This is a genomic window from Cupriavidus sp. GW821-FHT02F09, from assembly GCF_059421605.1.
The window spans coordinates 93,646-118,366 of the sequence record NZ_JBWKVH010000022.1 but is presented as its reverse complement, the minus strand read 5'-3'; the positions used below and the strand labels follow the sequence as shown (position 1 = coordinate 118,366).

At 67.8% G+C, this 24,721-nt stretch carries 25 protein-coding genes and 1 pseudogene; 8 read left to right on the top strand and 18 right to left on the bottom strand.

Going from position 1 to position 24,721, the window contains the following annotated elements:
- The 6 genes and pseudogenes from AC07XB_RS23285 to AC07XB_RS23260 form a co-directional block, all read right to left on the bottom strand.
- Nucleotides 1-690 (bottom strand): annotated as a pseudogene (locus AC07XB_RS23285) (UDP-forming cellulose synthase catalytic subunit); the annotation flags it as partial.
- Entirely contained in the window at nucleotides 687-1,460 is a 774-nt protein-coding gene (gene bcsQ / locus AC07XB_RS23280) for a cellulose biosynthesis protein BcsQ (protein WP_492371941.1), read from the bottom strand. The gene bcsQ and the pseudogene AC07XB_RS23285, both read right to left, overlap by 4 nt.
- Entirely contained in the window at nucleotides 1,457-2,131 is a 675-nt protein-coding gene (gene bcsP / locus AC07XB_RS23275) for a cellulose biosynthesis protein BcsP (protein WP_492371940.1), read from the bottom strand. Before bcsP ends, bcsQ begins: the two co-directional genes overlap by 4 nt.
- A 63-nt stretch (nucleotides 2,132-2,194) precedes the next feature.
- Complete coding sequence (gene bcsD, locus AC07XB_RS23270) at nucleotides 2,195-2,779, bottom strand: cellulose biosynthesis protein BcsD (RefSeq protein WP_492371939.1); 585 nt, start codon at nucleotides 2,777-2,779, stop codon at nucleotides 2,195-2,197.
- A gap of 325 nt (nucleotides 2,780-3,104) precedes the next feature.
- Nucleotides 3,105-3,338 (bottom strand): LysR substrate-binding domain-containing protein, encoded by a 234-nt coding sequence (locus tag AC07XB_RS23265; RefSeq protein ID WP_492829968.1) that lies wholly within the window; start codon nucleotides 3,336-3,338, stop codon nucleotides 3,105-3,107.
- Nucleotides 3,239-3,469: a LysR family transcriptional regulator gene (locus AC07XB_RS23260; protein ID WP_494752802.1), complete on the bottom strand. Its 231-nt coding sequence runs from the start codon at nucleotides 3,467-3,469 to the stop codon at nucleotides 3,239-3,241. Before AC07XB_RS23260 ends, AC07XB_RS23265 begins: the two co-directional genes overlap by 100 nt.
- Before the next feature lie 181 nt (nucleotides 3,470-3,650).
- On the opposite strand from AC07XB_RS23260, the gene AC07XB_RS23255 reads away from it, so the two are divergent.
- Nucleotides 3,651-5,057 carry a class II fumarate hydratase gene (locus AC07XB_RS23255; RefSeq protein WP_492829970.1) on the top strand — a complete coding sequence of 469 codons (1,407 nt, stop codon included), beginning with the start codon at nucleotides 3,651-3,653 and terminating at the stop codon, nucleotides 5,055-5,057.
- Nucleotides 5,058-5,065: 8 nt separating this feature from the next.
- On the opposite strand, the gene AC07XB_RS23250 is transcribed toward AC07XB_RS23255, so the two are convergent.
- From AC07XB_RS23250 to AC07XB_RS23240, 3 genes are all read right to left on the bottom strand, one after another.
- Nucleotides 5,066-5,332 (bottom strand): hypothetical protein, encoded by a 267-nt coding sequence (locus AC07XB_RS23250; RefSeq protein WP_492371937.1) that lies wholly within the window; start codon nucleotides 5,330-5,332, stop codon nucleotides 5,066-5,068.
- 309 nt (nucleotides 5,333-5,641) lie between these two features.
- Nucleotides 5,642-6,031: a YfeK family protein gene (locus AC07XB_RS23245; protein WP_492811097.1), complete on the bottom strand. Its 390-nt coding sequence runs from the start codon at nucleotides 6,029-6,031 to the stop codon at nucleotides 5,642-5,644.
- A 152-nt stretch (nucleotides 6,032-6,183) separates the two neighbouring features.
- Nucleotides 6,184-6,906 (bottom strand): SDR family oxidoreductase, encoded by a 723-nt coding sequence (locus AC07XB_RS23240; protein ID WP_492829972.1) that lies wholly within the window; start codon nucleotides 6,904-6,906, stop codon nucleotides 6,184-6,186.
- 278 nt (nucleotides 6,907-7,184) lie between these two features.
- On the opposite strand from AC07XB_RS23240, the gene AC07XB_RS23235 reads away from it, so the two are divergent.
- Nucleotides 7,185-8,120 carry a 2-hydroxyacid dehydrogenase gene (locus AC07XB_RS23235; protein ID WP_492829974.1) on the top strand — a complete coding sequence of 312 codons (936 nt, stop codon included), beginning with the start codon at nucleotides 7,185-7,187 and terminating at the stop codon, nucleotides 8,118-8,120.
- A gap of 20 nt (nucleotides 8,121-8,140) precedes the next feature.
- On the opposite strand, the gene AC07XB_RS23230 is transcribed toward AC07XB_RS23235, so the two are convergent.
- From AC07XB_RS23230 to AC07XB_RS23205, 6 genes are all read right to left on the bottom strand, one after another.
- A complete protein-coding gene (locus AC07XB_RS23230) occupies nucleotides 8,141-9,514 on the bottom strand; it encodes an ATP-binding protein (RefSeq protein WP_492829976.1) in 1,374 nt (457 codons plus the stop codon).
- The gene (locus AC07XB_RS23225; RefSeq protein ID WP_174425788.1) at nucleotides 9,514-10,212 is read right to left on the bottom strand and encodes a response regulator transcription factor; all 699 of its coding nucleotides are present in this window, start codon (nucleotides 10,210-10,212) and stop codon (nucleotides 9,514-9,516) included. The genes AC07XB_RS23230 and AC07XB_RS23225 overlap by 1 nt, the downstream gene beginning before the upstream one ends.
- A gap of 13 nt (nucleotides 10,213-10,225) precedes the next feature.
- On the bottom strand, nucleotides 10,226-11,284 hold the full coding sequence (locus AC07XB_RS23220) for a glucokinase (RefSeq protein WP_492371932.1): 1,059 nt from the start codon (nucleotides 11,282-11,284) through the stop codon (nucleotides 10,226-10,228).
- A complete protein-coding gene (gene pgl / locus AC07XB_RS23215) occupies nucleotides 11,268-11,948 on the bottom strand; it encodes a 6-phosphogluconolactonase (protein ID WP_492371931.1) in 681 nt (226 codons plus the stop codon). Before pgl ends, AC07XB_RS23220 begins: the two co-directional genes overlap by 17 nt.
- A 52-nt stretch (nucleotides 11,949-12,000) precedes the next feature.
- The gene (zwf, locus tag AC07XB_RS23210) at nucleotides 12,001-13,449 is read right to left on the bottom strand and encodes a glucose-6-phosphate dehydrogenase (RefSeq protein WP_492371957.1); all 1,449 of its coding nucleotides are present in this window, start codon (nucleotides 13,447-13,449) and stop codon (nucleotides 12,001-12,003) included.
- Between the two features lie 215 nt (nucleotides 13,450-13,664).
- Nucleotides 13,665-14,462 (bottom strand): PaaX family transcriptional regulator, encoded by a 798-nt coding sequence (locus tag AC07XB_RS23205; protein ID WP_492811105.1) that lies wholly within the window; start codon nucleotides 14,460-14,462, stop codon nucleotides 13,665-13,667.
- Between the two features lie 180 nt (nucleotides 14,463-14,642).
- On the opposite strand from AC07XB_RS23205, the gene AC07XB_RS23200 reads away from it, so the two are divergent.
- Entirely contained in the window at nucleotides 14,643-15,443 is an 801-nt protein-coding gene (locus tag AC07XB_RS23200; protein ID WP_492829978.1) for a crotonase/enoyl-CoA hydratase family protein, read from the top strand.
- Between the two features lie 137 nt (nucleotides 15,444-15,580).
- Here the strand turns inward: AC07XB_RS23200 and AC07XB_RS23195 are convergent, their stop codons facing one another.
- Nucleotides 15,581-16,447, bottom strand: a complete 867-nt coding sequence (locus tag AC07XB_RS23195; RefSeq protein ID WP_492829980.1) for an inositol monophosphatase family protein — start codon at nucleotides 16,445-16,447, stop codon at nucleotides 15,581-15,583.
- 101 nt (nucleotides 16,448-16,548) lie between these two features.
- Here AC07XB_RS23195 and AC07XB_RS23190 point away from each other — a divergent pair, with 101 nt between their 5' ends.
- The 4 genes from AC07XB_RS23190 to AC07XB_RS23175 all read left to right on the top strand — a co-directional run bounded on the left by AC07XB_RS23190 (nucleotide 16,549) and on the right by AC07XB_RS23175 (nucleotide 18,798).
- Complete coding sequence (locus AC07XB_RS23190) at nucleotides 16,549-17,286, top strand: helix-turn-helix domain-containing protein (protein ID WP_492829982.1); 738 nt, start codon at nucleotides 16,549-16,551, stop codon at nucleotides 17,284-17,286.
- Nucleotides 17,287-17,386: 100 nt separating this feature from the next.
- Nucleotides 17,387-17,665 (top strand): type II toxin-antitoxin system HicA family toxin, encoded by a 279-nt coding sequence (locus AC07XB_RS23185; protein WP_174425730.1) that lies wholly within the window; start codon nucleotides 17,387-17,389, stop codon nucleotides 17,663-17,665.
- 105 nt (nucleotides 17,666-17,770) lie between these two features.
- Nucleotides 17,771-18,475: a glutathione S-transferase N-terminal domain-containing protein gene (locus tag AC07XB_RS23180; protein WP_150989243.1), complete on the top strand. Its 705-nt coding sequence runs from the start codon at nucleotides 17,771-17,773 to the stop codon at nucleotides 18,473-18,475.
- Nucleotides 18,476-18,495: 20 nt separating this feature from the next.
- A complete protein-coding gene (locus AC07XB_RS23175; RefSeq protein WP_492371926.1) occupies nucleotides 18,496-18,798 on the top strand; it encodes a cupin domain-containing protein in 303 nt (100 codons plus the stop codon).
- Nucleotides 18,799-18,890: 92 nt separating this feature from the next.
- Here the strand turns inward: AC07XB_RS23175 and fusA are convergent, their stop codons facing one another.
- On the bottom strand, nucleotides 18,891-20,930 hold the full coding sequence (gene fusA / locus AC07XB_RS23170) for an elongation factor G (RefSeq protein WP_492829984.1): 2,040 nt from the start codon (nucleotides 20,928-20,930) through the stop codon (nucleotides 18,891-18,893).
- Nucleotides 20,931-21,577: 647 nt separating this feature from the next.
- Between fusA and edd the strand changes: the two genes are divergently transcribed.
- Nucleotides 21,578-23,404, top strand: a complete 1,827-nt coding sequence (gene edd, locus AC07XB_RS23165; RefSeq protein ID WP_492829986.1) for a phosphogluconate dehydratase — start codon at nucleotides 21,578-21,580, stop codon at nucleotides 23,402-23,404.
- 22 nt (nucleotides 23,405-23,426) lie between these two features.
- Here the strand turns inward: edd and AC07XB_RS23160 are convergent, their stop codons facing one another.
- A complete protein-coding gene (locus AC07XB_RS23160; RefSeq protein WP_492829988.1) occupies nucleotides 23,427-24,566 on the bottom strand; it encodes a porin in 1,140 nt (379 codons plus the stop codon).
- Between the last annotated feature and the right edge of the window lie 155 nt (nucleotides 24,567-24,721).

Genomic DNA, 24,721 nt, shown 5'->3' with positions numbered 1-24,721 from the left:
GCAGAACTCGCGGAATTCCTCGCGCCGGCCGTCGTCCAGCACGTAGACGTTGATCTTGTCGCGCGGCCAGTCCAGCGCCATCGCCGCGAATACCGTCGGCTTGACCACCGACAGCGGCTCGTTGTAGGTCGGGATGAAGATATCCACGGTCGGCCAGCTCGCGGTGTCCGCGGGCATGGCCACCGGACGGCGCTTGAGCGGCCACGCGGTCTGGAAGTAGCCCAGCATCAGCACCACGAACGCGTAGATCTCTGCCAGCACCAGGCCAATGCCAAAAGCGGAGTCGAACCAGCCGCCCAGCCCCACCGTTTCCGTCAGGCGCCAGTACATGTAACGGCTGGAGGCCGCGATCGACAGGATCACCATCATCAGCGTGGCGAGGTGGCCCTTGACCCGGTTCAGCCAGACCGCCAGCCCGAAGCACACCGCGGCAAACCCGACCTGCTGCCAGAAATCCAGCGGCACCGTGATGACCAGCGCAAACATGAACAGCCCGGCCAGCAACGCCAGCCCCCGCGCCACAGCGCTATCCCAAAAGGGAAGCTCGACGAAGGTGTTGCCGAAACGCTGCAACGCGGCCGACAGCGCATTGGGCTTGTCGTTGCCCTTGCTTTTGACCTTGTCCTTGTTCTTGCCCTTGGCCCGCGCGCCCTTGGGCGCCACGGCGGCTTTTGCCTTGGCTGGCTTCACGCGGCTTCTCCGTGAGCGGCCAGCGCCTGGCGCACCCATGCAGCGCAGCGCTGCAGGTCGTGCGTGGCCTGGCTGTGAGGGTTGTACTCGAGCACGCTGCGGTCGTAGGCCAGCGCCTCTGCCACCGCCTGGTCCTGGTGGATCACGCCCAGCACGCGCTCGCCCAGCTGGGCGCGCAGCACCTGCACCACGTCCTTGCCGAGCTGACGGCTCACGTCGACCTGGTTGATCACCAGCATATGGCCCAGGTAATCGGGCCGGCCCTCGCAATAGGTGCGGATCAGGTCTTCCATCAGGGGCATGGTGGCGTAGGACGCGGCGTCCGGCAGCGACACCATCAGGCACAGCAGCGCGCATGACAGTGCCTGGCGCATGTATGGCGACGGGCCCGGCGGCGTATCAATCACAACGACATCGTCGCGGCCCAGGCCAAGTCCGGCAAGCTGGGCGCGCAGCCATCCCGGATGGGTAGAGAGGTGCGCTTCAAACGCAGAGCGGTCCGTCTCGTTGAGCGAGCCGAACGGCATGACCAGCACACGGGAGCGGCCCTTGTACATGCTCTGCTGCCATGCTTCTCCGGCCAGCGTGGCGCGCGCATGCCCGGCAACTTCCTGCGGCGGCATGCCGAAATGCAGGCGCAGCGCATTCTGCGGATCCAGGTCCACGGCGAGTACGTTCTCGCCGGCAACCGCCAGCGCTTCAGCCAGGTTGGCCGACAGCGTGGTCTTGCCCACGCCGCCTTTGGCCGAGACAACAGCAATGATCTTCACGAGCGATTCAGCCGATCTAGAAAGGAGCGGCGCGCGGGTGCGCGCTCGCTGGTGGTGGCCGGCTCCTGGCGGCCTTCGAGGCGGGCGAACACCTTGGATAATTCGGTGTCGGCGGCGCGGGCTGGCTCAGCCGCCGACACCGCGGGCGCCGCCGGGGACCAAATGCGGGCCGGCTCGGGCTCGGGGGCAGCGACCGGGTTCGCTACGGCTGCGGGTTGGGGCGACGCTGCGGCAACTTCCGGCGTTGATCGCGGCATCGAGGCCGACGCCACCGGCGCCATGCCTTCCGGCGTGCGAAAACGCGGCATCATCGCCGAGGCGGCCGCGCCCGTTGCCGCCGGTGCGGCCGGGGGAGCAACCTGAGCGGCAGGAGCCTCGGCGGCGCGAGCCGGCTCCGCGGCAGGTGGAAGCTCGCCTGCCGGCAGGGCCGCGCGCCACAATGGCGCAGGCGGCGCGGCCGGCGCCGCTGCCGTGCCGGCAACGTCATGCGCAGGCGGCGCGGCGGGCTGCACAGGTGGCACCACGGCAGCGCGGTCGACCCGCACGGACGTCAGCAGCGGCCAGCGCTCGCGCGCCTGCGTCGCCGCGTCTTCGCGCACGATCTCTTTATATGACTCCGCCTTGCCGCCGAAACGCTGGAACAGCTTGGACAAATCGTCGGATTGACTCATGGGATCTCACTCACGCAAGGCAGTACGCCGGCGCGAAAACTGCCGCAAACGGCGGACGGCACTTCAACGCCCGAACCGGAACTCCACGCATCCGGTAGCATCGATCGGTGTACTTTGGCTGACCCGCAGGGTCTCGGACGAGCCGAGCATACGGAACCAGTGCTGGTACGCCCCCTCCAGAAATGCCGGCGACCAGGTGTCGGCTCCGTCTCCAAGCGCCGCGTTCAGCGGCGCGCAGAAATGCCGGACCACCAGGGCCCCCCCCACATCCTCGATGCTGGTCCAGCCCCAGTCCACATCCAGCCAGATCTGGGCGACGGCGCGCTCCAGCTCGGCAAGCGTCGCGCAGGCGCCAGGATCGAAACGCTTGGCAAAACGCGCGCCAACGCGCCACATCACGGCGCGCAGGCCGGCCACGTCCATGGACTCGGATAGTTCTTCGGCGAGCGCCGACAGTACATCACGCCATTGCGACGAGCAATGCCGCTCAGTGAGATATTGCAGAATTGCTTGATTCACCCCGAGATCCTGTTTTAATTGCTTACAGTCAATACTCTTCTTATTGTTGGAGCGCCATTTTCTTACCAACCCGGCGATCTGGGCAAATGCTTTGCGAGCGACAATGGCTATGTCCCATCCTCGCAACATCCACAACGGCAGCCCCCATGCCCCGATCCGGACGATTTCCCGCGCGGGTAGGCGCCACGGCCTTTCGCGGGCAGCCCAAGCCTGACAGTTTCCACGTCATGAGGGAACCCACCCCCTTCTGAAGCGGGGAACACTTCACATTGCCAGCCAAATGTCTCTACATTATCCGGTAAGGCGCTGTTGCCGGGCAGCGATGACCGCTCGCAGTGCCATTCTGGCTCGATAAATTGCAGACCAGTGCATGTTCTCCCAGCGGGGATATCGCGCGGCTTAGGGCGAGAAACGATAGGACAGGGCCCGAGGCAGTAAAGCAGGCGGCTGCGGACTAGTCCGGCATGACCCGCGCGCCAGGGCGGGCCGCGGCGACGAATGCATCGATCAGGCGCGCGCCGCGCCGTTCGCGCAAAAAATAAAGATACTCACTCATTTCCTCGCTACTATCCTCAAAATCCAGCATTTTCAGGTGTGGATGGCTTGGCACCTCGTGGCGGGCAATGACGGATACGCCGAGTCCGCGAATGACCGCCTCCCGGATCGATTCCCGGCTGCCGATTTCCATCGGCGTGGCAGGCACCACGCCCGCCCGACGCCGTAGGCCTCCTCCAGCGCACGGATCTGGGCGGTGATGGTCGGCTGCGACAGGCCGAGCCGCTTGGCAGCCTGGGTCACGCTGCCGATGCGGGCGACCATGAAGAAGGACTTGAGCTGGGCAATGAGCATGCTGGAGACGCGTGGTGATAGCGCAGGTGAATCGGGCGCTGGGCCTCGGTGGCCGCGCCCGGCGCCAGGGATGACGCCGTTGCGGCCGGGGGCGTATTCTAAGGCGCGGGGATCTGTTGCCACGCCGCTTTCGACCGAACAGGAGAATGCCATGCCCGAGCGCAAGCAGGACGCCACCCGGATCGAGACCGACAGCCTGGGCGACATACCAGTATCAGCCCGGCACCTGTGGGGCGCGCAGACCGAGCGCTCGCGCCAGAACTTCCGCATCGGCAGCGAGACGATGCCGCCCGCGCTGATCGAAGCATTCGCCATCCTCAAGCTCTGTGCCGCGCGTGCCAACCGAGAGTTGCGCGTGCTCACGCCGGAACTGGCCCACGCCATCGAGGCGGCGGCGCAGGAGATCATCGCCGGCAAGTGGCCCGGGGAGTTCCCGCTCTCGGTCTGGCAGACCGGCTCGGGCACGCAGACCAATATGAACCTGAACGAGGTAATTGCCAACCGCGCGATCCAACTGCTGGGCGGCGAGCCGGGCGCGAAGCAGCCGGTGCATCCCAACGATCACGTCAACGCCAGCCAGTCTTCAAACGACAGCTTTCCCACGGCGATGCATATCGCCGCCACCCGGGCGATCCAGCTGCAACTGCTGCCCGCGCTGGAGCGCTTGCAGCAGGCGCTCGGGCGCAAGGTGGACGCGTTCAGCGACATCGTCAAGGTGGGCCGCACGCACTTGCAGGATGCCGTGCCGCTGACGCTCGGCCAGGAGTTCTCCGGCTACGAAGCCCAGGTGGGAGATGCCCAGTCGCGCCTGCGCCAGGCCATGCTGCGCGCCATGCCGGTGCCGCAGGGCGGCACCGCGGTGGGCACCGGGCTGAATGCGCCGCATGGTTTTGCCGCGGCCTTCGCGCGCGCGCTGTCGGACTACACGGGCCTGCCGTTCGAGCCCGCGCCGAACCGCTATGCGCTGCAAGCCTCGCACGATGCGCTGGCCGACCTGTCGGGCGCGCTCAATACCACGGCATCGTCCTTCCTGAAAATAGCGCGCGATTTCATGCTGCTCGGCTCCGGCCCGCGCGCGGGCCTTGCCGAACTGATCCTGCCGGCCAACGAACCTGGCTCTTCGATCATGCCGGGCAAGGTCAATCCCACCCAGGCCGAGGCGCTGGCCATGGTGTGCTGCCGGGTGATCGGCAACCACACCACCGTCACGCTGGCCAATGGTCTCGGCACGCTCGAGCTCAACGCGTACAAGCCCGTGATCATCTACAGCCTGCTGCAATCGGTCACGCTGCTTGCCGATGCCGCCGCGAGCTTTGCCGAACGCATGGTGCAAGGGGTACAGGCGGATCGCGAGCGCATCGCCGAGATGCTCGGGCGCTCGCTGATGCCCGTGACGGCGCTCAACCCGTACATCGGCTACGACCGCGCCGCCGAAATCGCCAAGCTGGCGGTCACGCGAGGCCTGCCGCTGCGCGAGGCGGCGCTTGCCTCCGGACATGTCACGGCGGCCCAGTTCGATGCATGGATCGACCTGAAGGGAATGACCAAGGAAATATGAGGCGCCGCTTAGCGCTGGCCCATCTCGCACACGGCGCAGACGGTAACGGCCGCACCACAGGTGAAGACCAGCATCACCAGCACCATCAAGGCGTCGACAAAGCTCATGCTGCCCGGCGCAATCACGCTGACCAGCCGCCAGCAGATCCAGGCGATCCATCCCAGCGCCGCGATGGCACTGCAGACCGCCAGGGTTGCACAGGCACGGTGCGTCAACCGGCGCCAGGAGGCAGCAGGAGCGGGAGCGCTTTCGTTATCGGATATGACAGTCTGCATCCGGATTCTCCTTAGCCAAGCCTTGCGGCCTTGGCAGAAAACGCCGGGGCCCGCATCGTATGCGCCTAAGAAGAGCCCAGCGCGGCGAGGCGCGCACGGAGCTATGAGGACGCATTGGGCCGCATTCGACAATCAGCGTGAGTGCCGCCAGAGTGCCGCCCGGACTGAGTATGGTTCGGCGAAAGCCGGTTGCCTATCGGTGGCCGTCTGACAAGGTGTCCGGGCCGGCTTTTGTTGCCGAAAGGCAAAAGCGTACCCGTTTCTGCGTGCCGTCAAACCCACCTGCAACGGCCAGGAAGGGGCTCGCGCCTACTTGCCCACAGCCTTCTGCCGATAGCGCGCCAGTTCGGCGCCTAGCCACGGTGCGCTCTGCACCGGCTGGGCCTGGCCGCACTTGACCAGGTAAGGCTTGCCGCTGACGCTGCTCTTGCTCGCGCCCAGTTCGATAAAGCTCTCGCTGGTGCTGATGACGCCCTTGTCGGCCAGGTAGTCGTACTTCTTCTTGAGGTGGGCGGCCGCATCTGGCGCCGAATACCAGCTGCCATTGCGGTTGAACTGGCAATTCGAGCCCGCCAGGTAGCCAAAGAGATGGGTGACCTCGGCCTGCGTGGCGGCGGGCGGTGGCGCGGCGGCGGCGGGGGCCATGGGGGCCGCCAGCGCAGTGGCTAGCAGCAGGACGGACAGGAAGGCAGGCTTCATTTTCACGGAGTCGATAAGTCGCATCCGCTGCATTAGAGCGGTATTCCCGCTCCGGTTCAAGGCTTGACAAGCGGCCAGAGCGCCCGCCGCGCGGGCGGAACCAACTGCCGGCGCGGCAAAGCGTACCCGTTTCTGCGTAGCAATCCGGAGCGTCAGCCGATCGCGCCGCCGCCATCGAGCAGCACCGTCGAACCCGTGGCAAAGCCCGTCCCGGCCAGGTAAAGGATGGCCTGCGCCACGTCATCTGGCTGGCCGACGCGCTGCGCCGGGAGCCGCGCGGCCACGTTTTCGAACATGGCCTTGCGCGCGGCGCCGTCCAGCTTGTCCCACAGCGGCGTGGCGATCAGGCCCGGAGAGACGGTGTTGACGCGCACCGGCGACAGTTCCAGCGCCAGCCCGCGGCTGAGCGCGTCCAGCGCGGCATTGATGGCGCCCTGCAGCACGGATGCCTTGCTCGGCCGCACGCCCAGGAAGCCCGAAACCAGCGTCAGCGAGCCATGCGCGCTGATCGGCACCAGGCGCGCCACGCGATAGGCGCCCCAGAACTTGCTGTTCATCGCGGCGTAAGCATCGGCCAACGGCAACTGGCGCACCGGGCCGGTGGGCGTCTGCGCGGCGGAGATCACAACGTGGTCCCACGGGGTGGCGCCGTCCATGAACTGCGCCACGCTGGCGTCGTCGGTGATATCGACCGTGGCGCCGCTGACCGTGCCGGCGCTGGCCAGCGTGCGTACAGCGGCATCGACTTTTTCCTGCGAGCGCGAGGCGATCGTGACGCTGGCGCCGCGCTCGGCAAAGGCAGCCGCGGTGGCCAGGCCGATGCCGGAACTGCCGCCAACCACCAGCACCCTGGCGTTCTTGAAATCGGGAAACATGGCAAGACTCCTTGAATTTCCTTCAATGGCCAATCCATGCGGCAGGAAGGAAGGCCGCATGCTTGCCAGCCATTATGGTCACGGCGCGCCGGCGGATCATCCACCCAGGATTGGAAGCACTCTTGGCAAGCATTTGATAATCGATGGCGCGCCGGAGCACGCCAGCAAGCCCGGCGCGCCGCCGCTACAATGCTGCGGTGCAGCTTAGGCCTCGTCCCGGGGCCGCTCACCCTCCTCCCAGCCGTCGCCAACGGCCCCGAAACAATCTCCTGCCCATCATGAAGCCGCTCCTGCTCGTCCTCAGCCACGTCAGCGCACAGCATCTGTCCTCGATTGCCGAACAATACGAGGTGCTCTACGCGCCCGAGAGCGCGGCCCGTGCCACGCAGGTCCGGGAGGCCGGCGCCCGCGTGCGCGCGGTGCTGACGATCGGCACGGTCGGCCTCACCGCCGCGGAGATCGACGCCATGCCCGCGCTGGAGCTGGTGTGTGCGCTGGGCGCGGGGTACGAGAACATTGCCGTGGCCCACGCCCGCGCGCGCGGCATCGTCGTGGCCAACGGTGCCGGCACCAACGACAGCTGCGTGGCGGACCACGCCATGGCGCTGCTGCTAGCCACCGTGCGCGCCATCCCGGCGCTGGACCAGGCCACGCGCGCCGGCAAGTGGCGCACCGCGCTGCCGCTGCAGCCCAATGTGTCGGGCAAGCGCATGGGGATTCTCGGCCTCGGCACCATCGGCCAGCGCATTGCGCAGCGCGGCCTGGGCTTCGACCTGGAGGTGGGGTATCACAACCGGGCCCCGCGCGACGACGCGCCGTATCGCTATTTCGACAGCCTTGGCGCGCTGGCCGAATGGGCCGACTACCTGATCATCGCCACGCCCGGCGGCGCGGGCACCCGCCACCTGGTCGACGCCAAGGTGCTGGCCCAGCTGGGCCCGGGCGGCTTCGTGGTCAATATCGCGCGCGGCAGCGTGCTTGACACCGCGGCGCTGGCGGATGCCCTGCGCGCCGGCAAGCTCGGCGGCGCCGGACTTGACGTGTACGAGACCGAGCCCGAGCCGCCCGCCGAGCTGTTCGACTGCCCCAATGTGGTCCTGACCCCGCACGTGGCAGGCAGGTCGCCGGAAGCCATCGACGCTTCAGTGCGACAGTTCCAGGAGAACAGCCGGCTGCATTTTGCCGGCGAGCCTGTGCTTACACCGGTCGGCTGACGAGAGGCCCCGCCGCGCGCTCAGGCGACGGGAAACGCCACCCGCACGCGCAGCCCGGGCGCGGCGTCTTCCAGCGAGACGCGCGCGCCGTGCGATTGCGCGATCTCCGCCACGATGGCCAGGCCCAGCCCGCTGCCCCCGGTGGGCGCTTCCGGCACCCGGTAGAAGCGGTCGAACACGCGCGCGCGCTCGGCGGCGGGAATTCCCGGCCCGTCGTCCTGCACGATCAGTTCCGCGCTCTGCGTATCCGATTCTCCTCCGCCCGTCATGGCCCGTCCCCGGCCAACCAGCACATCGACCCTGCCGCCTGCCGGCACATAGCGCAGCGCATTGTCGACCAGGTTGGTCAACAGGATGCGCAGCGCATCGACGTCGCCGCGCACCATGGCCGGCCCGGCCGCGGCGTCGAGCCCCAGGTCGATGTGGCGGTCGAGCGCGGCCTGGGTCATCTCCGCCACCACGCTTTGCGCCAGCGCGCGCAGGTCCACCGGCTCATGCGGGGGCGCTGCCGCGCCGGGCTCCTGGCGCGCCAGCGTGAGCAACTGGGCCACCATGTGCGTGAGCCGCTCCAGCCCCTGGCGCAGCTTGCCCACGGCCTCCTGCCGCTCCTCGGCCGTATCGGCGCGCTCCACCAGCTGGGCCTGCAACTGCAGCGCGGCCAGCGGCGTGCGCAGCGCGTGCGCGGCGTCAGCCACGAAGGCGCGCTGGGTATCGATGGCGTGGGACAACCGCGCCAGTAGCTGGTTGAGCGCCTCGGTCAACGGCGCGATCTCGTCCGGCATGCTGCTGACCGCCAGCGGGGCCAGGGCGTTGGCGTCACGCTGGCGCACCCCGGCGGCGATCTCGCGCAAGGGCCGCAGGCCACGTCCCACGGCCACCCACACCAGCCAGCCGATCAGCGGCAGCAGCAATAGCAGGGGCGCCACGGTGCGCAGCGCCATGCGCGCGGCTACCTCGCTGCGCGCCGACAGCGGCTGGGCAATCTGCACCACGCCGAGCCCGAGCTGCACGCTGTAGATCCGCCATTCGCCCTGCGCGGTCTTGACGTTGGAAAATCCCAGCTCGGCGCGCGGCGGCAACGCGGGATGCGCGTGCGACAGATACAGGCTGCGGCCGGAGCCATCCCAGATATGGATCACGACGTCTTCGTCGGCATGGAACAGGCTGTCGCTAGGCGAGCCCGGCGCGCCGGGCGACTGCTGCGCAACGAACGGCGGCATCACCGGATCGGCAAACTGGCTGGGCAGCGCGGCGGCCACCTGCTTCATCTGGTAGTCGAACAGCGCGTTGGCTTCCTGCCGGGCCTGCCCGTAGATCAGCGCAGTGGCAATGGCGATGCCGGCCAGCAGGCCCAGGGCAAGCCACCACAGCAGGGTTCTCTGGATGGAACGCATCAGCCCGCGCCCCCGGCTTCGAGCTTGGGCACCACATAGCCCACGCCACGGATATTGCGGATCAGCCCCGCGCCGAATTTCTTGCGCAGCGCGTGGATGTAGACTTCCACCGTGTTGCTGCCCACTTCATCGCCCCAGCCGTACAAGCGCTCCTCCAGCTGCGCCACCGACCACACCTTGCCGGGCCGCGCCAGCAGCGCCGAGAGCAAGCCGAACTCGCGCGCCGACAAACGCACCGCCTCACCGTCAAGGGTGGCCTCGCGGGTCACGGGATTGATCACGATGCCGCCGTAGCGCAGCAGCGGCTCCGCCCGGCCTTCGGCGCGGCGCACCAGCGCGTGCATGCGCGCGGCCAGTTCCTGCAGGTCGAAGGGCTTGACGAGGTAGTCGTCGGCGCCGGCGTTCAGCCCCGCCACGCGATCGGCCACGGCGTCGCGCGCGGTCAGGATCAGCACCGGCGTATTCACGCCACGCGCGCGCAGCGCGGCGAGCACCTCCAGCCCGGAGCGGCGCGGCAGGCCCAGGTCGAGCAGGATCAGCGCATAGCAGGCCTCGCCCTCGGGGCCGCCCGACTGGGTGGCCGCGGCCAAGCCGGCCTCGCCGTCCTGCACCCAGTCCACCGCGAAGCCTTCCTGGCGCAGTGCCAGCTTCACGCTATCGCCGATCATGGCGTCGTCTTCCACCAGCAACACTCGCATGGTCAGGTCCGGATCAGGCAGGGTTAGGTTGGTTGGCCGGGTTGGCTTGGCTGGCACCATCGCCATCGCCGTCGACGCCATGCGTGATCGCTTCGTCCAGCGCCTGCGCCAGTCCGGGCAGCGCCGGGTATTGCGCGTTGATGACGTAAACCGGCAGGCTTTCCAGGTACGCGCTCAGCCGCCCCTTGGCGGTAAAGCGCGCGTTGAACGCGGAGTTGCGCAGCGCGGGCACGAAGCGCGGCACGATGCCGCCACCCAGGTAAACACCGCCACGCGCACCCAGTACCAGCGCAATATCAGCCGCCACGGAACCCAGCAAGCCGCAAAACACGGCAAGCGCGCGCTCGCAGAGCGGGTCGTGCCGGTGGATCGCGCCTTCGGTTACCTCTGCCGGCTCGAGCTGGCGCGCCAGGGGCGTACCCGTTTCTGCGTGCAACGCGGCATGTATCAGCGACAGCCCCATGCCCGACAAAAGACGCTCGGCGGAGACACGGCCGAAGGCCTGGCGGGCCGCGCGCCACGCGGTCCATTCGTCTTCGGTCTCCGGCATCAGCTCGATATGGCCGCCCTCGCCGGCCAGCGCCACGGCCGGCCCGGAGCGCGCGGGCACCAGCCCGGACACGCCCAGCCCGGTGCCCGGGCCCACCAGCGCGAGCGGCGCACCGGCCACGGCCACGCCCTGGCGCATCAGCGTCAGGTCCTGCGCGCCAAGGTGTGGCAAACCCAGTGCCAACGCGGTGAAATCGTTGATGGCCAGCAGCAGGTCCAGGCCCAGCGAGCGCTGCATCTGCGAGATGGAAAACGCCCAGGCGTGATTGGTCAGCTTGACGCGATCGCCGGTCACCGGGTTGGCGAGGCCAACGGCCGCGTGGCGCGGCCTGGCGCTACCGGCCGGCAAGCCGCCGAGGTAATGCTGCATGGCAGCCTCGAGCGAGGGGAAATCGGCCACTTTGAGCGCGGTCACCGGGCCGATGCGCTGCGGCGCGGTTTCCAGCGCAAAGCGCACATTGGTGCCGCCGACATCGCCCAGCAGGCGTGGAAAGTTCTGCATGGCATCAAGCCGAGAAGACATCGGTGCCATGCCGGTGCCGGCTCAGCACCAGGCTGATGGGCAGCGCCGGGATGGGTCCCTTGCAGGCGCGTGCGAACACGGCTGTCTTGACGGGTCCCGCGAACGACAGGAAGACGCGCTCGGCGGCCAGTAGCGCCGCCAGGTTCAGCGTGATGCGCGCGTGCGGCGCCTCGCGCGGATGCGTCACCATATAGCCCGGCTGCGGCTCGGCAAGAGCCTGCTGCAACTCGGGCGCCTCGGGAAACAGCGAGGCGGTGTGGCCATCCTCACCCATGCCCAGCACGATCACGTCGGGCTGGCGCCAGGCCGCGTTCAGCCGGGCCACCGCGCTGGCCGGGTCGGCCGCTTCGGCGGCGTCGGCCACCAGCGGCACGAAGGCCGCCTTGCCAGCCGCCTCGCGCAGCAGGTGGCGGCGCACCAGCGCGCCATTGCTGTCGTCATGGTCGGGCGGCACCACGCGCTCGTCGACCAGCGTGATGGTGACCGCGTCCCAGCGGATGGTGCGATGGCGCAGGCGCTCGAACATCGCCACCGGCGAGCGGCCGCCGGACACCGCCAGCACCGCCCAGCCGTTCACGCCGATGGCGATCTCCAGCGCGTGGGCTACCGAGATCGCCATTGCTTCGGCCAGGTCCGCCTCGGAGGTATGTTCGTAGCGTCGCATGGGCAGTGTCTCCTGTTCGAATGAGGGTCTATCAATGATCAACGGGCGCGGCTCACACCTCTTCGTGCCAGAGCGAGCCGTCGCGCGACATCAGTGCGGACGAGGAAGCCGGGCCCCACGTGCCGGCGGTATACGCCTTGGGCGGCACGGTGCTGCCTGCCCACGTATCGATGATGGGCTCGACCCAGCGCCAGGCCTGCGCCTGTTCGTCGCGCCGCACGAACAATCCGAGGCGGCCGCGGATGACATCGAGCAGCAAGCGCTCGTAGGCGCCCGCGCGGCGCACCTTGAAGGAGTTGGCGAAGTCCAGGTCGAGCGAGGTACCCGTGAGTGCCACCGTATCACCGGGCTGCTTGACCAGGAAATACAGGCGGATGCTTTCCTCCGGTTGCAGCCGGATCACCAGCCGGTTCTGCGGCGACAAGGTCAGCGGGCGCGGGAAGATGGCATGCGGCACATCGCGGAAGTGGATGACGATCTCCGCCACGCGCGACTGCATGCGCTTGCCGGTGCGCAGGTAGAACGGCACGCCGGACCAGCGCCAGTTGGCGATCTCGGCCTTGATGGCGACAAAGGTCTCGGTATGGCTGTCGGGCGCGATGCCCTTCTCGTCGAGGTAGCCCACCACCGGCTTGCCGCCCACGGCGCCGGCCCGGTACTGCCCGCGCACGGTTTTCTCGGCCACGTCCTGCGGCGTGATGGGCTTGAGCGCCTTGAGGATCTTGATCTTTTCGTCGCGGATCGCATCCTCGGACAGGCTGGAGGGCGGCTCCATCGCCACCATGCACAGCAGTTGCAGCAGGTGGTTCTGCACCATGTCGCGCAGCGCGCCGGTGTTGTCGTAGAACTCGCCGCGCGTTTCCACGCCAAGCTCCTCGGCGATGGTGATCTGCACGTCCTGCACCCATTCGCGGCGCCACAGCGGCTCGAACAGCGCGTTGCCGAAACGGATCGCCATCAGGTTCTGCACCGACTCCTTGCCCAGGTAGTGGTCGATCCGGTAGATCTGGTCTTCGGCGAAGTACTGCGCCACGGCCGAGTTGATCGCATCGGACGAATGCAGGTCGTGCCCGAGCGGCTTCTCCAGGACGATGCGGACATTGGGATGATTGAGCCCGGTGCGCGCGAGCTGCTCGCAGATGGGGACAAAGATATGCGGCCCGGTGGCGAGATAGCACACCACCACCTCTGGCGAGCGCTGCAGCACCTTGGCCGCCAGCGCGTCGAAGTGCTCGGGCACGCGGGCGTCGGCCTGCACATAGCTGATGCGCGCAAGGAAGGTGGCCCAGGCTTCGGGCGGTGCATGCTCAAGACCCGGCCGCACGCTCTGCTCCAGCGAGCCGACGTAGTCTTCGGTGGAAAGGGGATGGCTGCCGGTGGCAAGAATGCGGGCGTTGGGATGAAGCAAACCCGCGCGGTGTGCATCGAACAGCGCCGGCAGCAGCTTGCGCCGCGCCAGGTCCCCGGTGCCGCCGAACAGCACCATGTCGAAATCGGGCATGCTCACCCTGTACTCCTTGTCTTGGCCAACGTGGGTGCGGCGCAAGAGCCCGGCGGGGCCTGCGGGGTTCCAGGAACACCAGCGCGCGTCACTTTACTGAGTGCCGCGGTGCGCCGCATAAGTTCCGGCCAGTTTAGTTGAGTCGCTGCCGCTTGGCGAGGCGTGGAACGCTTGCGCCACCCGGCGCGGAACCCGAGATTTGCCGCCTGCGCGCACTAGCCGGCCAGCAGATCCACCCACAGGCCGCGAGCCTGGAGCTGGTAGGCGCGCGTGGCCTCGATCAGGGCGCGGCGGGGCGCCGGGTCCATGATGGCCTCGGGCAATAGCGGATCGCGCACGATGGCGCGGATGATGGCACGGCCCACCAGCATGGCTTCGCGCGCGCCGGCATCCGGCGCCATGCGCGCCAGCTTGGCCCGGCTGCGCTCAAGTTGCGCCAGCGCGCGGCGATAGGCGGATTGCAGTGCCGGCACGTCCCACAACTGGGGCATGCGCGCGGCGGCATCGGCATCGAACTCGCGGCCCACGAATAGCAGGCCGGCGCTGGCCATCCCGAGGCGGGACAGCGCGGCGCGCATGGCCGGGGCACCGCCCGCGAGATTGTCCGGGCGCACGTTGATGCCGGCGGCCAGCACCCGAAAGCCGGACAACGACAGCGCGCGCGCATGGTGGCGCCAGGCGGTCTTCTCGCTGCGCGCCACGGCGGCGTCCTGCACCACCAGCCAGTCGCCGGCCCAGTGCCCCAGCCGGCTCTCTTTTTCAAACCAGTGCTCGACCTCATCGTAGACCGGGTTGCCTTCCGGCAACACCGCGTAGCAGCCGCGCTCCGTCTTGACGATGCGGCCCTGGCGCTGCAGGCGCGTCAGCGCCACCCGCACGCTAGGCGTGCCGATGCCCATCACCTCAGCGCCGCGCGCCAGCGCCTGCACCGGCAGGGTACGCTCCGGATGGCCGTAGAGCAGGTCCAGGACCAGGTCGGTCGCCGAGGGCTCGCGGATTTCTATTTCATGCATGGGTCGAAAGCGGGAGCAACGTGGGCGGTAAAGGATGCCGCGAAGGGTAAACCAGAAATATTTCTTTTCTTGGCATAAATATATCATTCGGCGATATATTTATGCATGTGGAAAAACACCTAGAAAGTACCCGATTCGTACAATTCACCCTTGCCAGGCGCAGGCACCGAGGATACGAGCATGGATAGTAAGCCCAGTCAGCCCAACCAGTATGTCAGGACCGAAACGTCCGGCCCGGTCCTCACCATCATTCTGGACCGCGCCGACAAGCGCAACGCCGTGGACGGCCCGATGGCGCTGGCGCTGCGCGAGGCATTCACCCGGTTCGAATCCGACCCGGCGCTGCGCGTGGCCGTGCTGTGGGGCGCGGGCGGCCATTTCTGCGGCGGCGCCGAGCTGTCGGCGGTGAGCGACCCGGCGCGCCGTCACGAACTGGATCCGCAAGGCGGTGGCTCGGGCCCGATGGGCCCGAGCCGGATGGCGCTGTCCAAGCCGCTGGTGGCCGCGGTCAGCGGCTATGCGGTAGCGGGCGGGCTCGAGCTGGCGCTGCTGGCGGACCTGCGCGTGGCGGAGCGCGATGCGGTCTTCGGCGTGTTCTGCCGGCGCTGGGGCGTACCGCTGATCGACGGCGGCACGGTGCGCTTGCCGCGCATCGTCGGCATGGGCCGCGCGCTCGACATGATCCTGACCGGCCGCCCGGTGCCCGCCGAGGAAGCGCTCGCCATGGGGCTGGCCAACCGCGTGGTCGAGCCAGGCCAGGCCCGGGCCGCGGCCGAGGCGCTGGCGCATGCGCTCGCCGCCTTCCCGCAGCGCTGCATGCTGGCGGACCGGGCCTCCGCCTACGGGCAATGGGACCTGCCGCTAGCCGACGCACTGCGGGCCGAAGGCGCCAACGGCACGCCGATCGTGTTCGAGGAGGGCATCCCGGGCGCCGCCCGCTTTGTCGGGGGTGCCGGCCGCCACGGCAATTTCTCCGGCTAGGCAGGCATCGGGAACGGCAACGGGAACAGGGACGGGAACGGGAACGGGGACGGGAACGGGAACGGGCCAAACACGCCCCGGCTCGACAAAGCGTACCCGTTTCTGCGTAGCTGAACCGGGACGCAATGGCCATGGAATCAGCCCTGTGCCGCCAGCGCCGAACGCAGCCCACCATGCATGGCCGGCCCGGCAGCCACGATCCCCTGGCACCCCCAGGTAAACGGCTTGCCATCCAGCGCGGTCACCACACCACCCGCCTCGGTTACCAGCAACGCGCCTGGCAACCAGTCGTAGTAGTCCTGCCCGCACTCCCAGTAGCCATCTAACGCGCCGCCGGCAACCAGCGCCAGCAACAACGATGTGGGACCGTATACGCGCTGCCCAAACACCTGCGGCAACAAACGGCCAAAGCGATCCAGAAAGGCCGCGGTATCGCTACGCACCTGCCCTGGCCAGTTGGGATGCGCCGTGGAGATCAGCGCCGAGGCCAGATCTCCACGCGCATTGGCCCGCAATGGCGCCCCGTCGCAATCAGCGCCCTGGCCGGCCACCGCCCGATACGTCCGCCCGGTGGCCGGGTCATGCACCAGCGCCAGTGCAGGCACCCCCTCTACCACCAGGCACAGCGCAATGGTCCAGCCCGGCATGCCGCTCAAGTAGTGCAGGGCACCATCGATGGGGTCGCAAACCCAGTAAGCGTCGGCATGCTCCGGTGCCTGCTGCTCGCCGCTCTCCAGTTCCTGGTCGGAGAACGGGATCTGCGGCCAGCGCTCCAGCAAGGCCCTTTTCAGCGCCGAGCCGACGGCGCCGCTGTGCTGGTCGAACGCCGCCCGCAGGGCCTGGAAGTCAGCGGGGGCGCTGCGTGGCTGCTGCGTGCGCAGCCGCCGGCCTTGCTGGGCAAGCAAGGTGCTCAGGCTATCGAGCACAGCCACCACGGGCTGGCCGAGACGTTCGGAAAGGGGCTGAGTGTTGATGTTGGTGTTGGTGTTGACGTTGGCATTCACGATGCATCGCTCCTGGCTGGGTTGGAGCAGCCAGTCTAGGCAGTTGCCGCGTTGCCATCTAACGATAGAATGCCAACTTATATTCGAAACGGGCCAAACCGATGTCGCTACGAGAAATCCGGCCGATCGCGCATGAAGCCGCCCGGGAACAGGTGCCGCATGCGCATGCCGAGGGCCAGCTGTTCACCGTGAAGTCCGGCGTGGTCAGCATCGAGGCCGGTGGCGGGCGCTGGCTGATGCCAACCGGCTGCATCGGCTGGGTGCCGCCGTATACATCGCACGGTGCGCGCATCCATGGCGCGATGACCGGAATGAGCCTGTATTTCAACGAGGCATGGAGCCGCGCCGCCATGCCGGAAACCCTCAAAGTGGTACGCCTGTCGCCGCTGCTGGCCGCGCTGCTCGACACGCTGGCGCAAGCCGAGCCGCCGTCCGGGGCGGTGCGCGAGCACTACCTGGCGGTCTTTGCCGATGACTTCATCCGCCAGCCGGCGCAAACACTGTTCCTGCCCATGCCCCAGGAGCCGCGCCTGCTGCGCATGGCCACCGCCTTGCTGGCCAGCCCGGACGACAACACCGGCCTGGATGGTTGGGCGGCGCGCATCGGCATGGCCCGCCGCACGCTCACCCGCCACTTTCAGGCCGACACCGGCTGGAGTCTGGCGCAATGGCGACAGCAGTTGCGCATGCTGGCGGCCATGGAGCGGCTGGTGGCAGGCGAAAGCGTCACTACGGTCGCGCTCGGCCTGGGCTACGCCAGCGTCAGCAGCTTCATTGCCCTGTTCCGCCGTTACACCGGCACCACGCCGCGTGCCTACCTGGCACTGGGCAAGGACTAAGGTACGACAGGCACGGAAGGCCTCTCGCGGGTGCAGCAAGCGCCAACCCACCCGCTCTTGTATGCTACGGCTATTGCCGCCGAAGAAGCCTGACCGCGCCATGAGCCACAAATCCCGCAGCCTCCTGCAGTCGATCTTCAGTCACCCGCTCAGCAACAACATCCACTGGCGCGAGGTGGAGTCGCTGCTGCAACAACTCGGCGCGAAGGTCGAGCCGATCCAGGGCGCCCGCTTCAGGGTGGTGCTCAACGAGTATGAGTTCTACCTTCATCACCCGCACCATGGCAATGTCTGCGCCAAGCAGGAGATCAAGCACCTGCGCGATTGCCTGGTCGCCGCCGGCGTCAGCCCTCCCGACGGCGACGACAAGCCGAAGTGACCCGGCGCTTGACCGGGCAAGCCCCGCGGCGAACCCCGGCACGGCCATCCTCTTCGGCCGCCAAGGCCAACCATTGCCCCAGCCCATCCATTCCTACGGATTTCCATGACCAATCTTTCCGCCTTCCTCGTTACCAATAAGTGGCCCGCCTTGCGCCCGGAGCGAATCCAGCTCTATTCGCTGCCCACGCCCAATGGCGTCAAGGTCTCGATCATGCTCGAGGAAACCGGCCTGCCGTACGAACCGCACCTGGTGCGCTTCGACACCAATGACCAGTACACGCCGGAATTCCTCTCGATCAGCCCCAACAACAAGATTCCCGCCATCCTCGACCCGAACGGCCCCGGCGACCAGCCGCTGGCCCTGTTCGAATCCGGCGCGATCCTGCTCTATCTCGCCGACAAGAGCGGCAAGTTCATCCCGCAAGATCCCGCCGGCCGCTACGAGACCATCCAGTGGCTGATGTTCCAGATGGGGGGCATCGGGCCGATGTTCGGGCAACTGGGATTCTTCAACAAGTTCGCCGGCAAGGAATACGAGGACAAGCGCCCGCGCGACCGCTATGTCGCGGAAGCCAAGCGCCTGCTGGCCGTGCTCAACGGACGCCTCGCGGACCGCGCCTGGATCATGGGCGACACCTACACCATTGCCGACATCGCGACCTTCCCCTGGGTGCGCAACCTGATCGGGTTCTACGAGGCCGGCGAGTTGGTCGGCATCCAGGACTTCCCCCACGTCACGCGCGCGCTCGAAGCCTTCCTGGCGCGTCCCGCGGTGGCAAAGGGCCTGGATATCCCGAAGCGCGTCTAAACCAACCCGGAGCCACACCAGTGCCGCTGATTCAGCTTGACGACCTTGCCGCCGCGCTGCCCAGCGCATGGAAGTCCACAGTCTTGGGCCAGGTCGGCCCCGCCCGCATCAAGGTTCTGCGCATGGATGAACAAGCGTATGAAGCGGAGACGCACGACTACAACGAAGGCCTGCTCGTGGTGAGCGGACGGCTCATGTTGCAAGTGCAAGGCGAAGCCGGCACGGTTGTCGTCGAGCCCGGGCAGATGTACCTCGCCCTTGCCGGCATCCCCCATGCCGTGCTGCCCGGCAGCCACGGCACGCTGGTGATCGTCGACATCTGAGCGAGCCTGTGCGCCCCGGCGGATGATGCCGCGCCGGTGGCCAAGGGGCGGGCACCCACGCGGCGCCCGCCCGATTGCAGCTGCCGTCAGACTCAGCCAGCCATCTCCACCACCGCCGCGGCTGGTGCCGCGGCATAGTGATCGAGCTGCATGGCAAAGCTGGCGCGGCCCGAGGTCAGCGCGCGCAGGCTGCCGATGTAGCCGAACAGGCTGGCCAGCGGCACATGCGCCTCCACCACCGTGGTGTTGCCGCCACCGCGTTGCGATTGCCCGCGCACCATGCCCCGGCGCCGGTGGATATCGCCGATGACGTCGCCCACATGATCGGCGGGCGTCACCACTTCCATGCACATCACCGGCTCCAGCACTACGGGCGCAGCCTGCCGCGCGGCTTCGCGGAAGGCGGACGCGGCCGCGGTCTCGAAGGCCAGGGCCGAGGAGTCGCGCTCGTGATAACTGCCGTCCAGCAAGATGGCCTGGACATCCACCACCGGGTAGCCCGCGAGCACGCCCTGCGCGGCCGCGCGCCGGATGCCGGCCTCCACCGCCGGCACGAACTCGCGCGGCACCGCGCCACCGCTGATGCGGCTCTCGAACCGGACGCCCTCGCCACGCGCCAGCGGCTCGAAGCGCAGCACCACTTCCGCGTACTGTCCCGGGCCACCGCTTTGCTTGCGATGCAGGTAGCGCGCGTCGGCGGCGCGGGTCAGCGTTTCGCGATACGCCACCTGCGGGCGGCCTACCGTGACCTCCACATGAAAGCGCGTGCGCAGCTTCTCCAGCGTGACCTCCAGCTGCAGCTCGCCCATGCCGGACAGCAACGTCTGCCCGCTCTCCGGATCCTGGCGCAGGCGCAGGCTCGGATCTTCCTGCAGCAGCACTTGCAGGCCGCGCGACAAGCCGGCCTGGTCGGACTGGCTCTTCGGCTCGATGGCCACGTCGATCACCGGCTCGGGCGCGTCGATCGTCTCCAGCACCATGGGGTGCGCGGGATCCGTCAGCGTGTCGCCGGTGATGGTGGCCTTGAGGCCCGCTATCGCCACAATATCGCCGGCCACGGCGACCCGCAGTTCCTGCTTGCGGTCCGCGTGCATCTCGTACAGCCTTGCCACCCGCTCGCGCTTGCCATTGCCCGCGTTGAGCACGATGTCGCCGGCAGCGAGCCGTCCGCGATACACCCGCACGAACGTCAGCGTGCCGTGCGCGTCGTGCACGACCTTGAAGGCGAGCGCCACCAGCGGCTGGTCCGCGTGCGCGCTCACTGCATGACGGCCCGCTTCGCCAGGTGCAGGCAGGTACGCTGTCACGGCATCGAGCAAAGGCTCCACGCCCTTGTTCTTGAAGGCGGAACCCGCCAGCACGGGCACCACGGCGCCGCTGATGGTCGCGCGCCGGATGGCTGCGCGCAAGGCGTCACTGGCTGGCTCGCGGCCCGCCAGGTAGTCTTCCAGCAAGGTATCGTCCTGCTCGGCCAGCGTTTCCAGCAAACGCTGGCGCCAAGCCGCGGCCTGCTCCGCCAGCGCCTGCGGCACGGCATCGGTCACGTAGCTCGTGCCGCCTTGCCATAGCAGGGCCTGCATGGTGACGAGATCGACCACGCCGTGGAAATCGCCTTCGCTGCCTATCGGCAACTGCAGCACGAGCGGCACCACGCCGAGGCGTTCCTCGATCATGGCGACCACGCGCAGGAAATCCGCGCCGGTGCGATCCAGCTTGTTGATGAAGGCCAGGCGCGGCACGCGGTAGTGGTCCGCCAGGCGCCAGTTGGTCTCCGTCTGCGGCTCCACGCCGGCCACGCCGTCGAACACCACCACGGCGCCGTCGAGCACGCGCAGCGAGCGGTTCACCTCGATGTTGAAATCGATGTGGCCCGGGGTATCGATCAGGTTGATCTGGTGTCCGCGCCAGAACACGGTGGTGGCCGCGCTGTTGATGGTGATGCCGCGCGCCTGCTCCTGTGGATCGAAATCCATGGTGGCGGCGCCGTCATGCACCTCGCCCAGCCGGTGGCTGGCACCGGTGTAGAACAGGATGCGTTCCGACGTGGTGGTCTTGCCCGCGTCCACGTGGGCAATGATGCCGATGTTCCTGAGATTCCTGCTTTCCTTCCTGCTTTCGTTTCTGCTTTCCATGATGGGCTGCCTGAATGCAAACACCCTGGCGGGTGCGTGCCTGCCAGGGTGCTTGTGGTCCCTGGGAGGCGATCTACGAGGCCTCCCGGACTGCATGTGCAGCCAGGAGGCTATGGGATCGCTTGCGAGGCGGCGCCAGCATGCCGCATGCGGCACGCAATGGTCTCGGTGACTACGCCAGACGACGCCGTTACCGCACCAAGGGACGAGCGCAAGCCCCCGTTCCCTTGGCCGGTTTGAATCGTGGCAATCAACTTGTCGTAGGTACGCATGGCGTGTCAGATGGTGGCGAAACAAAAAAACAAAACCCCGGCGGGCCTGCGGGCCGTCCGGGGTTGGCGATGATCGGTTTCGTCGTTCCCGGAACTGGCCTTGCAGCCTTCCGGGCGGGACGCTCGGAAGACTAGACGTGAATAGCCAGCAGCACGCGTTCACCGTGAGGTGCCGCGGCAAACGCTGCGATGGCGGGGCGTTGCGCTGCTTGCTTCATGTCGTTTGAACTCCAGAGAATGCGGCGGAGTCTAGCACTTGTGGAGAAAACGTGCAGCGGCTCATACTGGCGCCAAGCACGCACCAACCGCGCACCAACCGTGCGCCCCTCCCCAAAGTGCACTAGGCTAAAAAAGGCACCCACGCAGGAGATCCCCATGCCAAGTCACCCAGTCCTGGAACGGGTCACCGCCCGCATCGTCGCGCGCAGCGCCGCCACCCGCCAGACCTACATGGATCGCACCCGCGCCATGGCGGGACAGAAGGTGGAGCGCGCGCAGCTCTCGTGTACCAACCTGGCGCACGCCGTGGCGGCCATGCCTGAGCAGGCCAAGATCCGCCTGAAAGCGCAGGAGCGCCCCAACCTCGCCATCGTCTCCTCCTACAACGACATGCTGTCGGCGCACCAGCCCCTGGCGGAGTATCCACAATGGCTCAAGGAAGCCGCGCTGGAGGCGGGCGGCACCGCGCAATTCGCCGGCGGCACGCCCGCCATGTGCGATGGCGTGACGCAGGGCCAGGACGGCATGGATCTCTCGCTGTTCTCGCGTGACGTGATCGCGCTATCCACCGCGGTGGCGCTGTCGCACCAGATGTTCGACGCCGCGCTGTACCTCGGCGTGTGCGACAAGATCGTGCCGGGGCTGGTGATGGGCGCGCTGTCGTTCGGCCACCTGCCCGCCATCTTCGTGCCAGGCGGCCCCATGACCACCGGCATCGGCAACGAGGAAAAGGCGCGCGTGCGCCAGCGCTATGCCGAGGGCAAGCTCAGCCGCGCGGAGTTGCTGGAGGCAGAGAGCCAGTCGTATCACGGCCCGGGCACCTGCACCTTCTACGGCACCGCCAACTCCAACCAGATGCTGATGGAGATCATGGGCCTGCACCTGCCCGGCACTGCCTTCGTCAATCCCAACACGCCGCTGCGTGAAGCCCTCACGCGCGAATCCGCGCGTCAGGCGCTACGCCTTGTGCATGGCGGCGATCGCTATACGCCCGTGGCGGACGTGCTCGACGAGCGCGCCTTCGTCAATGGCATCGTCGGCCTGCTGGCCACTGGCGGCTCCACCAACCATACGTTGCACCTGGTGGCAATGGCGCGCACTGCGGGCATCGTGCTGGGCTGGGACGATTTTGCCGAGCTATCGGAAGTGGTACCGCTGCTGGCGCGCGTGTATCCGAACGGCAGCGCGGATGTGAACCAGTTCCAGGCCGCCGGCGGACTCGGGCTGGTGATTCGCGGCTTGCTGCAGCTTGGCCTGCTGCACGACAACGTGACCACCGTGGTCGGCAAGGGCCTGGCCGACTACACGCGCGAGCCGGTGCTGCGCGATGGCCAGCTCACCTGGATCGACGGGCCCGAAGCGCCGCTGGACGACACCATCGTGCGCGCCGCCGGCCAGCCTTTCGCGCCGGAGGGCGGCATCAAGCTGCTCGACGGCAATATCGGCCGCGCCGTGCTGAAGATCTCGGCGGTCAAGCCCGAGCACCACATCGTGCAAGCCCCGGCAATGGTGTTCCACACGCAAGACGCGCTGATCGAAGCGTTCAAGCGCGGCGAGCTGGAGCGTGACTTTATCGCGGTGCTGCCATGGCAAGGGCCAGCCGCCTGCGGCATGCCGGAGCTGCACAAGCTCACACCCACGCTGACCGTGCTACAAGACCGCGGCTTCCACGTGGCGCTGGTGACGGACGGACGCATGTCCGGCGCGTCGGGCAAGGTGCCTGCCGCCATCCATGTGTGCCCCGAGGCATTGAGTGGTGGCGGCATCGCCCGCGTGCGCGATGGCGACCCGATGCGCGTGGACGCGCATGCGGGCGTGCTCACGGTGCTGGTGCCCGAAGCGCAATGGGCCGCGCGCTCGGTGACGCCGCCCGACCTCTCAGCCAACCGGCACGGCGTGGGACGCGACCTGTTCGCCAATTTCCGGCGTCATGTGAGCACGGCGGAGGCGGGGGCCTGCTCGCTGTTTGCCGAGGAAGGCTGACGGGAGGTAGCTTGTGCGCGGCTTAGAAGCCATGGCTGATGCCGGCACCGAACCCGGTGCCGCCACCTGCGTAGCGGCTGTGGCGATACGACACCGCGCCATACAGCGTGGTGCGCTTCGATAGCGCATAGTCCACGCCGCTGGTGACGTAGTCGGTCACGCCCGCCGTGCCATATCCCTGGAAATCGCGCGCGCCCGAGAGCTTCAGCGTATAGGCGCCCACGCGCCAGTTCACGCCAAGCGTGGCGGCGCTGCGCCTGGCGCTGGCGTCGCCGAGGAAGGCCTGGCTCGCGGCGCTTAGACGGGTCTGGCTGTACGAGGCCATCAGCCGCACCTTGGTGAACGCGTAGGCCAGCCCCGCGAACCACGTGTTGTCATCAGCCGAATTGCGCTCCGCCGTCAGCATGGCCGACCAGGGTCCGGCATCGTAGTTGAGCGAGGCCGCCAGCGGCCGCGTGCGGTCCCGGTTGCCGGCGGCGTCCGGCGTTACGTTCTTCTCCACGCCGGCGGATACGTGCACGTGCATCCCGCCCCATTTCGGCGAGTCGTAGAACACGCCGTTGTTCAGGCGCGAGTATTCGCCCGCGGGGCCATTGTGATACGGATCGGTGCGATAGGACGGGTGGTACACGTACCACGCCACGGAACTCACGCGATTGAAATTGTCCCAGCTGTCGTACTGCCAGTCGTATTGCCACATCGGCGTCAGCGCACGGCCAACGCGCAGATCGCCGTAGGGCGACTGGATGCCAATAGTGGATTCGCCCTGGAAATACGGCGTGGCGCCGCTGGCTTCGAGCCGGCCATTGCCCATGTCGAAGCGCGTTTGCAGGTTCAGGGTGGCGGCCCAGCCGGGGGCTAGGGTCTCGCTGCCGCGCAGGCCGATGAAGCTGCGCTGCATGGTGCCGAGCTGAATGGGCTGGCCGGGCGCGGGGCGGAAGATGCCGACGTCGGCAAACCCATACAGCGTGAGGCCGCCCTGCGCATGCGCCGCCGGCGCGGCGGGAGCAAGCACAGCGGCGCAGGCCAGCGCAGGCAGGCACCGCGCGAGGCTTGCGCGCGGCGCACAGAGCGAGACGCCTTTGTTTGCGGGAGAGACTTTGCGCAAGCTGAATGGCTTCCGGGCGATGGGGTTCAGTTCGAGCTTGTGTGCAGACAGCAAATCCAATTCCAGAGATTGAAGGCATGCCGTGTTCCGCCGCGTGGCGCAACGAAACGCGGATGCCGGTGAAGAACCCAAAGGGACGAGAGAAATGGATTGGCCAATGGCGGCGCAAGCGCTCGCCACCAGACAGGATCGCCGCCTGGGTGCTTGCG

What these genes read in the sequence shown, in the direction of transcription:
- AC07XB_RS23245 (WP_492811097.1), bottom strand. Translation starts at nt 6,031, where the DNA reads ATGAAGCCTGCCTTCCTGTCCGTCCTGCTGCTAGCCACTGCGCTGGCG.
- AC07XB_RS23205 (WP_492811105.1), bottom strand. Translation starts at nt 14,462, where the DNA reads ATGCATGAAATAGAAATCCGCGAGCCCTCGGCGACCGACCTGGTCCTG.
- AC07XB_RS23230 (WP_492829976.1), bottom strand. Translation starts at nt 9,514, where the DNA reads ATGCGTTCCATCCAGAGAACCCTGCTGTGGTGGCTTGCCCTGGGCCTG.
- pgl (WP_492371931.1), bottom strand. Translation starts at nt 11,948, where the DNA reads ATGCGACGCTACGAACATACCTCCGAGGCGGACCTGGCCGAAGCAATG.
- bcsP (WP_492371940.1), bottom strand. Translation starts at nt 2,131, where the DNA reads ATGAGTCAATCCGACGATTTGTCCAAGCTGTTCCAGCGTTTCGGCGGC.
- AC07XB_RS23185 (WP_174425730.1), top strand. Translation starts at nt 17,387, where the DNA reads ATGAGCCACAAATCCCGCAGCCTCCTGCAGTCGATCTTCAGTCACCCG.
- AC07XB_RS23265 (WP_492829968.1), bottom strand. Translation starts at nt 3,338, where the DNA reads ATGGAAATCGGCAGCCGGGAATCGATCCGGGAGGCGGTCATTCGCGGA.
- AC07XB_RS23190 (WP_492829982.1), top strand. Translation starts at nt 16,549, where the DNA reads ATGTCGCTACGAGAAATCCGGCCGATCGCGCATGAAGCCGCCCGGGAA.
- AC07XB_RS23255 (WP_492829970.1), top strand. Translation starts at nt 3,651, where the DNA reads ATGCCCGAGCGCAAGCAGGACGCCACCCGGATCGAGACCGACAGCCTG.
- AC07XB_RS23235 (WP_492829974.1), top strand. Translation starts at nt 7,185, where the DNA reads ATGAAGCCGCTCCTGCTCGTCCTCAGCCACGTCAGCGCACAGCATCTG.
- AC07XB_RS23180 (WP_150989243.1), top strand. Translation starts at nt 17,771, where the DNA reads ATGACCAATCTTTCCGCCTTCCTCGTTACCAATAAGTGGCCCGCCTTG.
- AC07XB_RS23240 (WP_492829972.1), bottom strand. Translation starts at nt 6,906, where the DNA reads ATGTTTCCCGATTTCAAGAACGCCAGGGTGCTGGTGGTTGGCGGCAGT.
- edd (WP_492829986.1), top strand. Translation starts at nt 21,578, where the DNA reads ATGCCAAGTCACCCAGTCCTGGAACGGGTCACCGCCCGCATCGTCGCG.
- AC07XB_RS23260 (WP_494752802.1), bottom strand. Translation starts at nt 3,469, where the DNA reads ATGGTCGCCCGCATCGGCAGCGTGACCCAGGCTGCCAAGCGGCTCGGC.
- AC07XB_RS23200 (WP_492829978.1), top strand. Translation starts at nt 14,643, where the DNA reads ATGGATAGTAAGCCCAGTCAGCCCAACCAGTATGTCAGGACCGAAACG.
- fusA (WP_492829984.1), bottom strand. Translation starts at nt 20,930, where the DNA reads ATGGAAAGCAGAAACGAAAGCAGGAAGGAAAGCAGGAATCTCAGGAAC.
- AC07XB_RS23220 (WP_492371932.1), bottom strand. Translation starts at nt 11,284, where the DNA reads ATGTCTTCTCGGCTTGATGCCATGCAGAACTTTCCACGCCTGCTGGGC.
- AC07XB_RS23225 (WP_174425788.1), bottom strand. Translation starts at nt 10,212, where the DNA reads ATGCGAGTGTTGCTGGTGGAAGACGACGCCATGATCGGCGATAGCGTG.
- bcsD (WP_492371939.1), bottom strand. Translation starts at nt 2,779, where the DNA reads ATGTTGCGAGGATGGGACATAGCCATTGTCGCTCGCAAAGCATTTGCC.
- AC07XB_RS23250 (WP_492371937.1), bottom strand. Translation starts at nt 5,332, where the DNA reads ATGCAGACTGTCATATCCGATAACGAAAGCGCTCCCGCTCCTGCTGCC.
- zwf (WP_492371957.1), bottom strand. Translation starts at nt 13,449, where the DNA reads ATGCCCGATTTCGACATGGTGCTGTTCGGCGGCACCGGGGACCTGGCG.